Below are 15,702 nucleotides of genomic sequence, written 5' to 3' on the forward strand. Positions count from 1 at the left end.
GTCAATATACGTCTCGTTGGTAGCGCCTGCTTTGCTGCAGATCCCTGACATACTCCACTGCTTTTTCCCTGGAGACCCGGCCTTCCTTCTCTACAATAGAAAGCAATGCCTCATGCACATCGGGCGCCATATACTCCGCGTCACCGCAGACATAAAAATAGGCTCCTTCTTCTAACCAGGCATAGAACTCTCGGCTATTCTCAAGCATCCGGTGCTGAACGTAAGTTTTTTTCTCTTCATCCCGGGAAAAAGCCACATCAATTCGAGTTAATAAGCCATTCTTGCGGTAATCGAGCCACTCCCGCTGATAAAGAAAATCGGTGTGAAAATGCCTATCCCCAAAAAATAGCCAATTCCTACCAGAAGCTGCAGCCACTTCCCGTTCTTCTAAAAAAGCGCGGAAAGGCGCCACCCCGGTCCCCGGCCCTACCATAATGATAGGCACATCCGAATCTTCCGGAAGGCGAAAATTTTTATTGCTGTCGACATAAACAGGCACGGTCCCATCCTCAGGCACCCGTTCCGATAAGAACGTGGTCGCCACTCCCTTGCGGGAGCGCCCATGGCTTTGGTAGCGGACCACCCCCACCGTCAGGTGGACTTCATCAGGATTGGCCTGATAGCTAGAAGCGATAGAATAAAGCCGAGGCGGTAACTTTCTCAACAAACCGACAAATTGCTCGGCCGTGATCCCCCGCAGGGGATAGCTCCGAACCACATCGATGATCTCCCGACCATAAATGAAATCCCGCAGCTGGGCTCGGTTCTCCTCTTGCAGCAACCTGCCAAGCTCCCGGGACTCAGCAAAGGTGGCATATTTCTCTAAAAATGGCCGAGTAATAGTTGTGATTTCATAGTTATGGGATAATGCTTCTTCCAAAGTGGTGGTTTCTTGCTTGGCATTGGAAACAATCGCCTTGGGATCAAGCCCCGCCACCTCCATAAGTTCAGTGACTAATTCTGGGCAATTACTTGGCACAATCCCTAGGGAGTCTCCAGGCTCAAAAGAGAGGGAGGATTCTTCCAAGGACAGTTCCACATGCCGAACGTCTTTGCTAGACCCCCGCCCCGTAATCTTAAGGTTTTCCAATAAAGTCGCAGGAAAAGGATTTTTTCTAGAATAACTAGACGTGGTGGCGGGTACCGCCACCGTCGAACCCGTGGTCACCACCGCTGGGGTGCTCAGTTCATCGGCAAGGGACTTCAGGATGCCGTCGATCCAAGCCTCAGCAGCATCATCGTAATCCACGTCACAATCCACGCGGGGATAGAAGCGCTGTCCTCCTAAAGCTTCTAGGCGAGTATCAAAGTCTTGGCCCGTCTTACAAAAATGCTCATAGCTGCTATCGCCAAGGGCCAATACTGAAAACCGAAGGCTGTCCAATTTAGGCGCCTTTTTGCCATGCAAAAACTCATGGAATGCTTCGGCATTATCCGGTGGGTCACCCTCGCCATGGGTGCTCACAATCACAAAAAGGTAGTCTTCACGTTTCAGCTGCCGAGCCTTATAACTCCCCATGTTTTGTAACGTAGGGGTAAAACCCATTGCTGACAGTCGCTCGCACAGCATTTCAGCAAGTTTTTCAGCATTCCCAGTTTGGGAGCCAAACAATACCGTAACAGCCTTAGCAGGGCTAGCATCTGCTATCGGCTGCGCCACAGGTTGCGCCCCACTCTCCACGCCCTGCCTGGCTGCATTAAAGCCGGCGAGATAACCACCAAGCCAAGTCAGTTGCTCAGTGGTCAGGGCTGGAATTAGGCGGTTTAAAGTCTCTGCCTGCTCTGCAGTAAGGGGGCTATTTTGAACGCTAAATAAATCGTTTCCCATGGCAACGTATGTTAGCTTCTTAGCTATCCTATTTACTTACCAGAATCGGGATGATCTGGCAATTTAAGTCTTAGATAGACTAAGAAAATTAACAAATACTCCTTATAATGTAAAAAAATAAAAAATTATTTATTATTAATTTTTATTATATCAAAAGTAGCACGATGGTTTACTCACTTGATGAGGGAGTTAATAAAAAATAGTTTTGGGATTGGGGTTAAGCGCGTATTGTAGTGCGCCCTCATCACTAGCTGCTTGAGTCTATTAATTAACCTGTATTAAGATTATTTTTTAATCAAAGGGAGCAAGAGTCTATGCAAATCGATGTGTTTGATACCTATGTCACCACAACGGAAGGAAAACGACTTCATTTTGATGTCTTTCTTCCCACAGGCAAGGAAGAGAAATTGGCCAAACAATATGCGAAAGAATGGCTTGAAAGCATTGGCATCCAAGTGAAAGATGTCCAGCAGGAGTCTTGCGTTTATTGTCATAGCGAAGCCGCCAATCCTGCAGTACAACAACATATTGAACAGCACGGATATTTCATTTATCAGATGGAAGGCTGTCCTGCGCCTGCCAGATAATGAATTCGCTCTTTTTCTTAAAACAGCGCTAATCTTATTTTATATCCGCGCAACGCGCACCCCACCTGAAATAAGGACTCCATCACAAAAGCACCAAGCATGGATCAAACAGAGTTGATAGAAAAACGCTTATCTCTTCAAGAAGCTTGGTGCTTTTGTGAAACATCATCATGCTAGTTGCTCTTTTGCGCTCGCAAAAAAGCCTCTGCCATTGCGCCTTGGGGCTGGGGAGAGGGTTTAGCTTTGCTGCGCTCAGGCTTCCGTGCTTGCCCGGCGGCAGCCTGCTGCTGCTTCCCTGCTGTTTCCCGGAGCCGCATGGTTAGACCAATACGCTTGCGGGCATTATCAATTTCCAGGACTTTTACTTTGACGATATCCCCTGCTGAAACAATCTCATGGGGATCCTTCACAAAACGGTCCGCCAATGCAGAGATATGCACCAACCCATCCTGGTGCACCCCTATATCGACAAAGGCGCCAAAGGCGGTTACGTTGGTCACGACCCCTTCTAACACCATCCCGGGTCTGAGATCCTCCAAAGTTTTCACATCTTCCTTAAATGTGGCCATTTTAAATTCGGGACGGGGGTCCCGTCCTGGCTTATCAAGCTCCTTGAGGATATCTTGAATCGTAGGTAGGCCAAACTGCTCATTGGTAAACTGAGCCGGATCCAGTGAGTTCAAAAAATCCGTCTGACCAATCAAATGGTGTATGTCATGCCCCGTGGCATCCATGATTTTTTCCACTACCGGGTAAGCTTCAGGATGGACTGCCGAGGCGTCCAGGGGATTATCCCCCCCCATGATACGCAAAAAACCAGCTGCCTGCTCAAATGTCTTAGGGCCAAAACGAGGCACCTGTTTGAGACTCTCGCGGGAGGTAAAAGAACCGTGGGTGTTACGGTATTCCACCATGTTGCGGGCCAAAGTGGGCGTAAAGCCGGATACATAGGACAAGAGTGCCGAAGAGGCGGTGTTGAGATCAACGCCCACGGCGTTGACACAATCTTCTACCATATTCGCCAACGCCCGCCCCAACTGGATCTGATTGACATCATGCTGATATTGGCCGACACCAATCGATTTAGAATCGATCTTGACCAGCTCCGCCAGAGGATCTTGCAGACGGCGGGCAATGGATACAGCGCCCCGCAAGGAGACATCCACTTCCGGCAACTCCTGGGCCCCGAATTCAGAGGCGGAATATACGGAGGCTCCCGCTTCACTGACTATCAGTTTTTGCAGCTTGAGCTCCGGGTCTCTTTTTAGCAGCTCCGTCACTAGCTGTTCCGTTTCCCGAGACGCCGTGCCATTACCGATACTGATCAGTTCCACCTGATGCTTTTTCACCAGCTCGGAAAGGATACCCATGGAGGCCTCCCATTGCTTCTGGGGCGGGTGGGGATAAATTGTGGCGGTTTCCAGTAGCTTCCCGGTCTGGTCAATGACAGCGATCTTAACACCGGTACGAAAGCCAGGATCCAACCCCATGACCGGACGGGGACCCGCAGGGGCAGCAAGCAGCAGGTTGCGTAAATTCCGCGAAAAGACACCAATCGCTGTATCCTCCGCCTGTTCTCGCAGGCGTGACTTAAGCTCTGCCTCTAAATGGGGATAAAGCTTAATCTTCCAGGCCCAGCGTACCGTTTGCAGTAACCAAGTATCCCCAGGTCGCCCTTGCTCCTCAATCCCAAAATGCTTAGCCACCATGGCCTCACAGGGATGAGACTGTTCCTCCTCTTCGGTGGAAATATCTAATGTCAAGCTAAGCACCCCTTCGTTCCGGCCTCGGAAAAGGGCTAAGGCACGGTGGGAAGGAATCTTATGAATGGCCTCCTGGTAATCGAAGTAATCTGCAAACTTGCTGCCCTGCTCTGCCTTTTCTTTCTGCACTTTGGCGCTCAATTTACCCTGCTGCCAAAGATATTCCCTGAGCTGGCCTAGCAAGAGAGCATCCTCAGCAAAGCGCTCCATTAGAATCCGCCGCGCGCCTTCTAGCGCTGCTTGTACCTCTTCAATACCCTTCTCCGGGTTCAAATAATTGGCGGCAAGTTCTTCTGGATTGAACTCTGGATTTTCTAACAATTGCAATGCCAGCGGCTCAAGCCCGGCTTCACGCGCTATTTGTGCTTTAGTACGACGCTTTGGCTTATAGGGTAAATACAGATCTTCCAGCTCAGTTTTGGTCGTCACTGCCTGGAGCTGTTGTGCTAATTCTTCTGTTAATTTACCCTGCTTCTCAATGGAGCGCACGATAGCCTCTCGGCGCTCTTCAAGCTCTCGCAGGTAAATTAAACGGTTTTCCAGGTAACGTAGCTGGGTATCATCCATCCCGCCGGTGGCTTCCTTGCGGTAGCGGGCAACAAAGGGAACGGTGGCCCCCTCATCTAATAGACCTATGGCAGCATCCACCTGCTCAGGTCGAATTCCCAGTTCCTGGGCAATCATGTTTGCAAGCTTCATGGGGTTTTTTCTAAAATCCGGAACGGTTACTACTCATTGTCGGGCTGCCGCAAGCCTAGTTCTTCCTCAAGGCCAGCCTTAATTTCTTTCAGCCTCTTGGTATCTTGAAAAGAATGGGCTTTGCTGCTTTCCAAAATTTTATTGATCCGATCCAGAGAATGTTGCAATTTTGCTTCTCGTGAAAGCTGCTCCTGCCCTTCTTCCCTTTTCTCGCTACAGCCTGGCAGCAATAAAATCGAAAAGACGACCACTACCGCGCTTAACCTACATTTCACCGTCATTACTCCTCTTAGTTTAGAATAGTCATTATCAATATCAATCAGTCACTCTAGGGGAATGAAAAGGGTGTACAGTTCCTGCGGCAGGATCAAGAAGCAAAAGAGCGCTCAGGCTAGGCGTCTATCCCTATTTTGTCAAACCAGCATCGAATTTCTACTTCTTCGATATCATTAAATCAATAAGTTATGAAATCATCACTCTATATAAGGGCTTAATAAGGGCTTATCAATCTTTTTTTGCTTACCCTGATACCTGAGCGCTTTCCCAACCACCAGGGCAATGCAAAAATGAGGATAGGAGAAAGATATTCGGACGAACCTTCTTGCTCCAATTATCCTCCCCTAAGGGACTGAGGCATCAAAACAAATTCGGGGGATTGTTCCCTTCCTAGGGAATCCCTCATCAACCTTTCCGATACCCGAAAATAGCCATGGGCAAACGGGGAAGGTTGGTATTGAGAGGGAACATAATACTCACGGTAAAGCCTCAAACTCACCGGGAGAAGATTATAATTCAGCCGTCCCTGATCGCCGATGGAGCACAAATAAAAGGTGAATCCCCAAGAAAGGGAGGACAAAGATTTTTTTCCATGGTTCAATACATTATGGGGATTTTTTAGGGATTTGAAGTAGGATGATTGGCGTATTACACCCACTCCCCACATTCCCCACGAAACGGTCTTGACAGCGACCACGGCAAAAACAGATTTTTCCAACCCCCAGATAAAAACAATTAACATCGTCCCTGCGGAAGCACTCCAGGCAAGAATGCCCAGAGGCCCCCCAATGATCACTTTTATATTGTTCCTATTCATATTATTTTTGTTATTATTATTAATAGGATGTGTGTTAGCAAACTTCATAGTTAGCCAGTTCCTCACTAGACCAGGCCAATAGGGGACCGGAGAATAAAACCACTGATCTACCGGCCCGCCGCCATAGTCTTAAGCTAATTGCTGCCGTCCTCTCGTTATCAATGGGCGCAACAAAAGCGAGATGGTTAGCAGAGGAGAATCACCAACCCGATTACCGCCCTGCGTAAAACTAAATCACAGCACGGCGCCCTACGGGAGCAACATTAAGTGAGCGACAGACGACTATTCAGCTATCCCTCAACTACTGCGCGCCCTAAAAAGCCTCTCCGACCTCGATATTAACTGAAAAATTAACGTGAGAAAAAGATGTATTTTTTATGCATAAATAATTGATTCTCCTCGTGGCATCTTTATTAAGGTAATAAATAACTACCGGGTCTTTGGGCCTACATGTGTCATCGTAAACGGGCATTTTTCCAATCCACCAAACCCCCAGCGGCAACGGTCCTTTCAGCCCCCGCCCTCACCTCTGATAAGGTTAACTCGTCTGGAAGCAGCAGCGTGGCAGCGGTATTACCCATTCGTCGCCGTTAGCAACGGTATCAACGACGCCCCTGCCCGACGGACTACTCCGGTAGAAGGGCAGTAGAACTCACTGACTTGGCCTGGGAAACCGCCAAGTCCTGATAGTGAGGGAACTTCATCAATGTCTCCACCGTCGTAGAATTTAATCCTACTGCCATGATCCTGATAGCCCGCTGATAAGGGTCGCTGTAGGTGACCTGCGGCAACTGGGAACGGCAGCCAGCAGCCCCTAAGATCATCACCAAAACCAAACCTGATTTCGCTAAAGCCAAGACCCATCGGAAATGAATAAGTCTATGTTCCTGATTCATAAAATCTCTTTACTCTCTTGCTAAGCTGTTTGCTTTGCCAATAGCATCCTGCCCAGTAAAATATGAGACTTTCAAATTCAGCTTATCAATCCATTGGCTCCGTTATTTTGCAACCACAACTGAAAGCATTAGCCTCAAAAATTCCCCATTGTATGCGCTGTGATCAGCACCGGCTGAGGCGCCGCCTGCAGCGATTAGCGAAAGGGGATGCAATTCATAAGTTAGACCAATTGACCCAGGCTATCGAGCACTCTCGTCTGCGGCGGGAGCAGCGCCGTCATCAGTTGCCCGAGCCCACTTTTCCCCAATCCCTGCCAGTCATTGAACGGCGGGAAGAAATCGGGGCCGCCATCCGGGATCATCAAGTGGTCATCGTGTCCGGTGAGACGGGTTCTGGAAAAACCACCCAATTGCCGAAAATCTGCTTGGAGCTGGGCCGTGGGGTCGCAGGCATGATCAGCCACACCCAGCCGCGCCGAATTGCGGCCCGGAGCGTGGCCAATCGAATTGCCGAAGAATTAAACAGCGATCTGGGGCAACTGGTGGGCTATAAAGTCCGTTTCCATGATCGGGTCAGCCCCAATACCTACATTAAGCTCATGACCGACGGGATCCTGTTGGCGGAAACCCAAGGGGACCGCTTTTTAGAACAATACGATACCCTTATCATTGATGAAGCCCACGAACGCAGCCTCAACATTGATTTTCTCCTGGGCTATCTGCAACAGCTCTTGCCCAAACGGCCTGATCTCAAGGTTATTATTACCTCTGCGACTATCGATACCGAGCGCTTTTCCCAGCACTTTAACCAGGCGCCCATCATCGAAGTGTCCGGGCGCACCTATCCGGTAGAGGTCCGCTATCGTCCCCTTTGTGGTGAACAGGACCAACAGGATCGGGAGTTACCCCAAGCCATTCTGGATGCGGTCGATGAACTATCCCGCCTAGGTTCGGGAGACGTTCTCGTTTTCCTCCCTGGAGAACGGGAAATTCGCGAGACCGCCGAGGCATTGCGCAAACACCATCCCCCCCACACCGAAATCCTGCCCCTTTATGCGCGGTTGTCGGCTGCCGAACAGAATCGGGTCTTCAAACCCCATGCCGGAAGACGCATCGTGCTTGCGACCAACGTGGCCGAAACCTCCCTGACAGTGCCGGGAATTCATTACGTGGTGGACCCGGGCCTGGCCCGCTTGAGCCGCTATAGCGTGCGCAGCAAAGTGCAGCGGTTGCCCATTGAAAAGATATCCCAATCCAGTGCCAATCAGCGGGCTGGCCGTTGCGGCCGCATCGCAGAAGGGATTTGCATTCGCCTCTATAGCGAGGATGATTTTCTCAACCGTCCCCAATTCACCGATCCGGAAATCCTGCGGACCAATCTGGCGTCGGTGATCCTGCAAATGAAGGCCTTGAAATTGGGAGCGGTGGAAAATTTCCCCTTCATCGATCCCCCGCCCGCCAAAATGATCAACGATGGCCTGCGACTGCTAGAAGAATTGGGGGCCCTAGATGAAGCCCAAAATTTGACCGCAATAGGCCGTCAACTGGCCCAATTGCCCATCGACCCCCGGATTAGCCGGATGGTACTCGCCAGCAATGAATTCCATTGCCTGAACGAGATCCTGATTATCGCCAGCGCCCTCAGTATTCAGGACCCGCGGGAGCGCCCTCTTGACGCCCAACAAGCGGCCGATGAGGCCCATGCCCGCTATCAAGATGAGCGCTCCGATTTTCTCTCTTATCTAAAACTATGGGAGGATTTTCACCACCAACGGGCCCATCTGTCACAAAATAAGCTCCGGGCCTATTGCCGGGAGCATTTTCTCTCCTATTTGCGCCTACGGGAATGGCACGACATCCAGCAACAACTCAAACTGTTGGTGGCCAATATTGGCTTTCGCCCCAACCAGGTACCGGCGGAATATGAGGCCATTCATCGGGCGCTACTCACAGGCCTGCTCGGCAATATCGCCTTTAAGTCGGAACAGGACCACTATCTGGGCGCGAGAAATATCAAACTCCAGATCTTTCCCGGATCTGCCCTTTTCAAAAAGCGCCCTAAGTGGGTCGTGGCGGCGGAACTGGTGGAAACCTCCCGGCTCTATGCCCGCTGCGTGGCCAAAATGGACCCCCAATGGATCGAGCCCCTCGCCTCCCATTTGGTTAAACGCAGCTATTTTGATCCCCATTGGGAAAAGCGCCCTGCTCAAGTGATGGCCTATGAGCGGGTTACCCTCTACGGCTTAACGGTGATTCCCAAACGCCGTATTCACTATGGCCCGCTTAACCCGGAAGAAGCGCGGGCAATCTTCATTCGCGAAGCCCTGGTCCAGGGGGATTATGACACCCGCGCCCCTTTCTTCCGCCATAACCAAGAGCTCTTTGAAGAAATCGAAGAACTCGAACACAAAAGCCGACGCCGGGATGTCCTGGTAGATGAAGAGATCCTCTACCAATTTTATGACGCGCGGATTCCCGCCGGGATCTATAATGGCGCTAGCTTTGAACGGTGGCGTCAACAAGCAGAGCGGAAAACCCCCCGGTTATTATTCCTCAGCCGGGAAGAGCTGATGCGCCATGAGGCGAGCGCAGTAACGGTAGAGCGTTTTCCTGACCAAATCACTATCAAGGGGATCCCCCTTGCCCTGGGTTATCACTTTGAGCCGGGCCATCCCTTGGATGGGGTGACCCTCACTGTCCCCTTGGCGGTGCTCAATCAACTGGAGGCCAGCCGCTTCCAATGGTTGGTTCCTGGGCTGCTTAAAGAAAAAATCACTTGCTTGATTAAAGCTTTACCTAAAGCCCTGCGGCGTAATTTTGTTCCGGTCCCTGACTTTGCAGAGGCTTGTATTCAAGCCTTGAACCCCGAACAAGGCCCCCTACTCGAAGTGCTGGCGCGCCACCTCCAAACCATGACGGGGATTGCCCTCTCAGCCAACCATTGGCAAGACGCGGAGCTGCCGCCTCATCTACAAATGAACTTTCGGTTAGTGGATGAAGAGGGGAAGGAACTGGCTATGAGCCGGGATTTGGTTGCCCTGCAACAGGAGTGGGGCGGCAAGGCCCAACGCAGCTTTCGGGGCTGGGATGAGAGTGGCCTGACCCGGGAAGGAATCACCCAATGGGATTTCGGTGAGCTGCCAGAACAGGTTGAGCTGGAGCGTCATGGGCTAAAACTGAAGGGCTACCCGGCGCTGCAGGATAAAGGGAGTTCGGTCTCTTTGGTGATCATGGATTCGGCCGAGACGGCGCAAGAGACCACCCGTTTAGGGCTGCGGCGCCTATTCATGTTGGCACTCCCTCAGCAAATCAAATACTTACGAAAAAATCTGCCCGGCATCCAGAAGATGTGCCTGCACTATACCCGCATCCCCCCTGCCCCTGGGGAAAAAGGCGACTCCTCCCAGCCCTCCTGCGAAAGCCTTAAAGATGAGTTAGTTCAAGGGATAGTGGATCGCACTTTTATTTTTGAGCACCCCTGGGTGCGCAGCGCGGAAGAGTTTGCTGCCCGTAAGGAAAAAGGCGGTAGTGAACTGATGATGACCGCCAATGAACTCTGCCGCCTGATAGAAGCGATTTTGGCCGAATATCACGAAATAGCCAAACAGCTCACTGGCAATCTTCCCCTTCCTTGGCTAAATTCCATTAGCGATATGAAGGAACAACTGGCCCATTTGGTCTATCATGGCTTTATCAGCCAGACCCCACCGGCGTGGCTGGTCCATCTCCCTCGCTATCTCAAAGGGATGAGACTGCGGCTTTCCAAGCTGCGGGAAAACCCTGGCCGAGACAAGCAGCGGCAGGCCGAGATTGCCCCCTTATGGCTCGCCTGCCGGCAGAGGTGGGAACCACAAGGTGAGACCAACCTGGCTCTGGAAACTTACCGCTGGATGCTAGAGGAATACCGGATCTCCCTTTTTGCCCAGGAACTTGGAACAGCGCACCCAGTCTCACCTAAGCGATTAGCCGCTCAATGGAAAGCGGTTTAATTAAACCCCAGACATCACCCATGGTTTCAACGCAACGCAGCTTCAAACATTTACTCCTGCCCTCCGCCTCCGAGCTGGAAGAAGCCAGGGCGCTACTCACCAGCCAAGCCCCTGAGCAGCAAGCGGCGTCCTTGCTAGCCCAAGGCAATGCCATTGTGGAATTACTGGCAGAGCTGGGAGTGGATACGGAGACTCAGAGCGCGGGGCTGCTGCTGCCGGCAATGGAAACGGGCGCCCTCAATCCCGCGGTAATCACCAAAGAATTAGGTCCGGCGATTACCCGGCTACTCCGGGGTGCCGAGCGCCTGGCCGTGCTGAAACACTACCGCAGCAGCGAAAAAGACCCCACCCAGGCGGAAAAACTGCGCAAAATGCTGTTGGCCATCGTGGAAGATCCCCGGGTCGTCCTGATCCGCTTGGCTGATCACCTCTATCGCCTGCGCCATGCCAAAACCGCCCCTGAAGCCACCCGCCAAACTCTAGGCCAGGAAACCCTAGACATTTTCGCTCCCCTGGCCAACCGCTTAGGTATCTGGCAACTCAAATGGGAGCTTGAGGATCTGGCCCTGCGCTATCTGGAGCCCGAGACCTATCAACAGCTCGCCAGAGCCCTGGACGAACGGCGAGTAGACCGGGAGCGCTACATTGCCAAAATAAAAGCGCAGCTCAAAGACGCCCTCACCCAAGCGGGGCTCCGGGGCGAAGTCAGTGGCCGGCCCAAACATCTCTACAGCATCTGGAAAAAGATGCGGAACAAAAATCTGGACTTCCACCAGTTGTTCGATGTCCATGCCTTCCGGGTCATCGTGGATGACGTGAGCGCCTGTTATGCCACCCTGAGTCTGGTCCATACCCTTTGGACTCCCATCCCCGAGGAATTTGACGATTATATCGCCCACCCTAAACCCAATGGTTACCGCTCCTTACATACCGCGGTCCTCGGCCCGGGAAAAAAGCCCATGGAAATCCAGATCCGCTCCTTCCAAATGCACGGGGAATCCGAACTGGGGGTTGCCTCCCACTGGCGCTATAAGGAGGGAGCAGCCCTAGATACGGCTTTTGAGCAACGCATTGCCTGGCTCCGAAGCTTCCTGGATCGAAAAGAAGGCAGCTCGGATAACACTGACCTCATCGAGCAGTTCAAATCCAAAGCCTTCCATGACCGGATCTATGTCCTAACCCCCCAGGGACGGGTCATTGACTTGCCGGAAGGCTCCACCCCCCTGGATTTTGCCTATGCGATTCACACCGAAGTGGGTCATCGCTGCCGGGGCGCCAAGGTGGATGGGGCCATGGTGGCCCTCACCCAACCCCTGGCCAGCGGTCAAAAGGTGGAAATTCTCACCACTCGGGAAGGCACTCCCAGCCGGGACTGGCTCAACCCCCGCTTAGGTTATCTCCATACCGCTAGCGCCCGGACCAAGATCCAACGCTGGTTCAAGCAACGAGATCACGACCTCCATGTGGCCCGGGGACGGACCCTGCTGGAGCGGGAACGGCAACGGGTCAAACTGACGGAAGTGGATTTGGCCCCCCTGCTCAAGCGGTTTCGCCACCCCCGCCCGGATAGCCTACTGGCCGCCCTGGGCCGGGGGGATATCAGTCTTGGCCAGCTCAATACAGCCCTTCGGGAGCAACGACCGGAAGCTCCCCCGCCCACACCTGAGCAGAGCGCCCGCCCGGCGCCCTCCGCAACCGCCGAAAATGCGGTCCATGTGCTGGGAGTCAGCAATTTACTCTCCCGCCTGGCCCGTTGCTGCAGCCCCATTCCGGGCGATCCTATTCTTGGCTACATTACCCAAGGGGGCGGCGTGGCTATCCACCGTCGCGACTGCCCCAACATTACCAAGCTTTCGCCAGAGCGCCGGGACCGCCTGGTGGACGTGGCTTGGCACAGCCAACAAGGGGAAACCCATTCCATGGACATTTCGATTCAAGCGGAAGATCGCAAGGGATTACTGCACGACATTACCAGCCTCCTCGCCCAGAAGGATGTGAATATCCTGACCATCAACACCTTAAGCGACCGCTCCTCGGGACAGGCCCATATGCGGCTAACCATTGAGGTCAGCGATACCGGACAACTCAACGGCTTGCTCAAACGCCTGACCCGGATTCCCGGGGTGATGGAAGCCCGCCGTTCCGATCCTGGAAAGTAGAGGATTAATCCACAGGCTCCGGTTACCGCAGATCGGTAAAGACTTCGGGATGTTGCTCGGCTACTCGCAGTAAAGACTGAGAGAGACAATCGGAGAAATGGATACGGAGTTTTCTGCGCACAAGGTCAAAAGAAAAAGACAAGACCTGACCCATATCTCACTAGAAAGCTTACGACAGCATAGCCAAAGGACTTATCACAGCATTCCCGCACCGTTTGAGCACATGGGTGTAAATCTGGGTGGTGCGAATATCTTGATGGCCTAACAATTCCTGCACCGTACGAATGTCATAGCCGTTTTCCAAAAGATGGGTTGCAAAAGAATGGCGCAGGGTCTGACAACTGGCCGGTTTCTCAATCCGGGCACGCCGCACCGCTTTTTTTATGGCGGCTTGCAAGGTCTTCTCATAGTAATGATGCCGCCGGACCAATTTTGTCCGGGGGTCCACGGAACGCTTCGGCGCTGGAAACACATATTGCCAACCCCACTCCTTATTGGCCTGGGGATATTTGCGCTCCAGGGCATAAGGAAGATACACGGCTCCAAAGCCCTATACTAAATCTCGCTCATGCCACGTCTTGACCGTGGCCAGGTGACGCTTAAGGGGGACGATCAAGGGCTCAGGCAATAAGGTGACGCGATCTTTCCGCCCTTTCCCTTCCCGCACCCCTATGGCTTGGTGCTCAAAATCGATATCCTTAACCCGCAATCGCATACATTCCATTAAACGCAAGCCTGAACCGTAGAGCAGGCTTGCCATCAACCACTGCTCTCCTTCCAGTTCCCCCAGTAATCGAGAAACTTCTTCTCGGCTCAACACCACCGGCAAGCGTTGAGGTTTTTTCGCCCTCACCACATTGGCGAGATCCCCTAGCGGCCGTTCCAAGACTTCTCGGTAAAGAAAAACCAAAGCATTCAGTGCTTGGTTTTGTGTCGAAGCTGCTACATGCTCCTGACAGGCCAGATAAGTCAAAAATTCGGAGACTTCCCGCTCGCCCATCTCAAGGGGATGATGTCTTTGGTGAAAGAGAATAAAGCGCTTAATCCAAGCCACATACGCCTGTTCCGTTCGGATACTGAAATGGCGAACACGAATGGCTTGGCGAACCTGCTCTAAAAAAGGGGATTTTGCCATGCAAAAATTAAGCTGTATTAAATGTCGCTTAATTCTACATAACACATTTTCGACCAATTGTAATTTAGCTCACAATAAGTTGATTATAAAATAAAAATTATTTATTTTAGGTCAAATAATTTGTATTATTATGAATAAAAATTATCTGTTATAACGTAGAATTTTTATATCTACTCAATGTTACGTTCTATGAATAAGCTAGTACTTGGATTGCTTATAGCACTGCTCTTCTCCCTAGAAGCGCTCGCTTACGTTCATGAAGGCGACGAAGAAGCAGCCGAGAAAGGCCTTACAAAGTATGAGCACGTAATAAACTGCGGTTTTACCCTCAGGAAGCTCAGCGCGTTTTTTACTTTAGCCCGGAACAGGCCCGTCAAGTGAGCTTCGAGAATGCCATAGCTCGGCTAAAGGGCGCGGGGCATACCAATCAGGTAAAGTGCGTCAGCGGCGTTTATGAGCCGGGCGATCTGGTCTACCACTTTAGTAAAGACTTGGGTTCAAGCTATGAAGAGGGTTTCATCATTTACCGGGAGGGGCACGTCATTGCAGTTGCTTTCCTTGAAGCCGTCTATGCAAACAAACGTAACAATCTGTTCCAGCCGATGCCAGCAAGCTGGCACGGCTGAACAAGGGCGTTAGATTCACAAGGAGGCAACTCTACATGCCACGATTCAGCGAAGATACCCTATCAAATTGGACTAAACCACCAAGCGACTCTGAAGAAACCAAGCTATCTAATTCGGAGCGCATGATTAGAAAAGCAATTAATGAGGATCCGGTCCTTTCAGACAAGAGCACCGAAGTATTTGGTCAGGGGTCTTATGCGAATGACACTAATGTCCGTTTGAATAGCGATATTGATATAAACGTTAGATACACTGGCGGCTTCTATTTTAACCTTCCTGAAGGAATCTCTAGAGAGGATTTTGGCCTTACTAGCCCTAGTGAATATTCACTCAACGAGTTTAAAAACGATGTTTATACAGCGCTCGTTAGGAAATTTGGAACTGACTCAGTACAAAGGAAAAATAAATGTTTAACAGTTTTGGGTAATTCATATCGCGTGGAAACTGATGTTGTCCCAACATGGAACTACCGACGTTATAACAAGAGTGGCGGCTACGTTCTTGGGGCAAAATTGAAGGCGGATTCTGGCGAGTCGGTTGTGAATTATCCAAAACAACATATAGAAAATGGAAAACAAAAGAACTCTGAGACAAACCGAAGGTTCGAGAGATTAACAAGAATTTACCGAAAGCTCCGTTACAAAATGATTGATGATGGGTTCCCGGTTGGCGATTCGATCACGTCATTCTTGCTGGAGTGTTTAGTATGGAATGTGTCGAACAGCATACTTAATGGTAGCGATACTTGGCAGGAGCGCTTGAAAGGTTCAATTGTGCATCTTTATGAGCATACTAAAGATGAAGATAAGTGTGATGAATGGGATGAGGTGTCTGAGCTGTTGTACCTTTTCCGAGGAAATAGAAAATGGGCAAAAAGTGACGTTAATAAATTTTTGGTAGACGCATGGAACTATCTGGGGTATTAAA

At 51.2% G+C, this 15,702-nt stretch carries 10 protein-coding genes and 1 pseudogene; 5 read left to right on the forward strand and 6 right to left on the reverse strand.

From position 1 onward, the window contains the following. Position 1: 1 nt before the first annotated feature. Positions 2-1,828, reverse strand: coding sequence for an assimilatory sulfite reductase (NADPH) flavoprotein subunit (locus E3U44_RS16875; RefSeq protein ID WP_134359251.1), 1,827 nt, complete (start codon positions 1,826-1,828; stop codon positions 2-4). A gap of 314 nt (positions 1,829-2,142) precedes the next feature. Between E3U44_RS16875 and E3U44_RS16880 the strand changes: the two genes are divergently transcribed. Next, positions 2,143-2,415: a DUF2024 family protein gene (locus tag E3U44_RS16880; RefSeq protein WP_134359252.1), complete on the forward strand. Its 273-nt coding sequence runs from the start codon at positions 2,143-2,145 to the stop codon at positions 2,413-2,415. A 173-nt stretch (positions 2,416-2,588) separates the two neighbouring features. On the opposite strand, the gene E3U44_RS16885 is transcribed toward E3U44_RS16880, so the two are convergent. The 4 genes from E3U44_RS16885 to E3U44_RS16900 form a co-directional block, all read right to left on the reverse strand. Next, complete coding sequence (locus E3U44_RS16885) at positions 2,589-4,877, reverse strand: Tex family protein (RefSeq protein WP_134359253.1); 2,289 nt, start codon at positions 4,875-4,877, stop codon at positions 2,589-2,591. Between the two features lie 29 nt (positions 4,878-4,906). Then, positions 4,907-5,152, reverse strand: a complete 246-nt coding sequence (locus E3U44_RS16890) for a hypothetical protein (protein ID WP_166805117.1) — start codon at positions 5,150-5,152, stop codon at positions 4,907-4,909. A 335-nt stretch (positions 5,153-5,487) separates the two neighbouring features. After that, the gene (locus tag E3U44_RS16895) at positions 5,488-5,970 is read right to left on the reverse strand and encodes a hypothetical protein (RefSeq protein ID WP_240761633.1); all 483 of its coding nucleotides are present in this window, start codon (positions 5,968-5,970) and stop codon (positions 5,488-5,490) included. A 626-nt stretch (positions 5,971-6,596) separates the two neighbouring features. Then, positions 6,597-6,866, reverse strand: a complete 270-nt coding sequence (locus E3U44_RS16900) for a hypothetical protein (RefSeq protein ID WP_134359256.1) — start codon at positions 6,864-6,866, stop codon at positions 6,597-6,599. Between the two features lie 62 nt (positions 6,867-6,928). Here E3U44_RS16900 and hrpA point away from each other — a divergent pair, with 62 nt between their 5' ends. After that, on the forward strand, positions 6,929-10,855 hold the full coding sequence (gene hrpA, locus E3U44_RS16905; protein WP_134359257.1) for an ATP-dependent RNA helicase HrpA: 3,927 nt from the start codon (positions 6,929-6,931) through the stop codon (positions 10,853-10,855). Then, complete coding sequence (locus E3U44_RS16910) at positions 10,840-13,014, forward strand: RelA/SpoT family protein (protein WP_240761634.1); 2,175 nt, start codon at positions 10,840-10,842, stop codon at positions 13,012-13,014. The genes hrpA and E3U44_RS16910 overlap by 16 nt, the downstream gene beginning before the upstream one ends. A 169-nt stretch (positions 13,015-13,183) precedes the next feature. On the opposite strand, the pseudogene E3U44_RS16915 reads toward E3U44_RS16910, so the two are convergent. Next, positions 13,184-14,149 (reverse strand): annotated as a pseudogene (locus tag E3U44_RS16915) (integron integrase). Positions 14,150-14,526: 377 nt separating this feature from the next. Here E3U44_RS16915 and E3U44_RS16920 point away from each other — a divergent pair. Together E3U44_RS16920 and E3U44_RS16925 are read left to right on the forward strand one after the other, a co-directional pair. Further along, positions 14,527-14,775, forward strand: a complete 249-nt coding sequence (locus E3U44_RS16920; RefSeq protein WP_134359258.1) for a hypothetical protein — start codon at positions 14,527-14,529, stop codon at positions 14,773-14,775. Between the two features lie 35 nt (positions 14,776-14,810). Further along, on the forward strand, positions 14,811-15,701 hold the full coding sequence (locus E3U44_RS16925) for a nucleotidyltransferase domain-containing protein (RefSeq protein ID WP_134359259.1): 891 nt from the start codon (positions 14,811-14,813) through the stop codon (positions 15,699-15,701). The last annotated feature ends 1 nt before the right edge of the window (position 15,702 follow it).

This window comes from Nitrosococcus wardiae (genome assembly GCF_004421105.1).
In the GTDB taxonomy this organism is placed as follows: domain Bacteria; phylum Pseudomonadota; class Gammaproteobacteria; order Nitrosococcales; family Nitrosococcaceae; genus Nitrosococcus; species Nitrosococcus wardiae.

Bases quoted from the DNA above. Each gene is read 5' to 3' on its own strand.
- E3U44_RS16880 (WP_134359252.1), top strand. From the start codon at position 2,143: ATGCAAATCGATGTGTTTGATACCTATGTCACCACAACGGAAGGAAAA.
- E3U44_RS16875 (WP_134359251.1), bottom strand. From the start codon at position 1,828: ATGGGAAACGATTTATTTAGCGTTCAAAATAGCCCCCTTACTGCAGAG.
- E3U44_RS16925 (WP_134359259.1), top strand. From the start codon at position 14,811: ATGCCACGATTCAGCGAAGATACCCTATCAAATTGGACTAAACCACCA.
- hrpA (WP_134359257.1), top strand. From the start codon at position 6,929: ATGAGACTTTCAAATTCAGCTTATCAATCCATTGGCTCCGTTATTTTG.
- E3U44_RS16910 (WP_240761634.1), top strand. From the start codon at position 10,840: ATGGAAAGCGGTTTAATTAAACCCCAGACATCACCCATGGTTTCAACG.
- E3U44_RS16900 (WP_134359256.1), bottom strand. From the start codon at position 6,866: ATGAATCAGGAACATAGACTTATTCATTTCCGATGGGTCTTGGCTTTA.
- E3U44_RS16895 (WP_240761633.1), bottom strand. From the start codon at position 5,970: ATGAATAGGAACAATATAAAAGTGATCATTGGGGGGCCTCTGGGCATT.
- E3U44_RS16885 (WP_134359253.1), bottom strand. From the start codon at position 4,877: ATGAAGCTTGCAAACATGATTGCCCAGGAACTGGGAATTCGACCTGAG.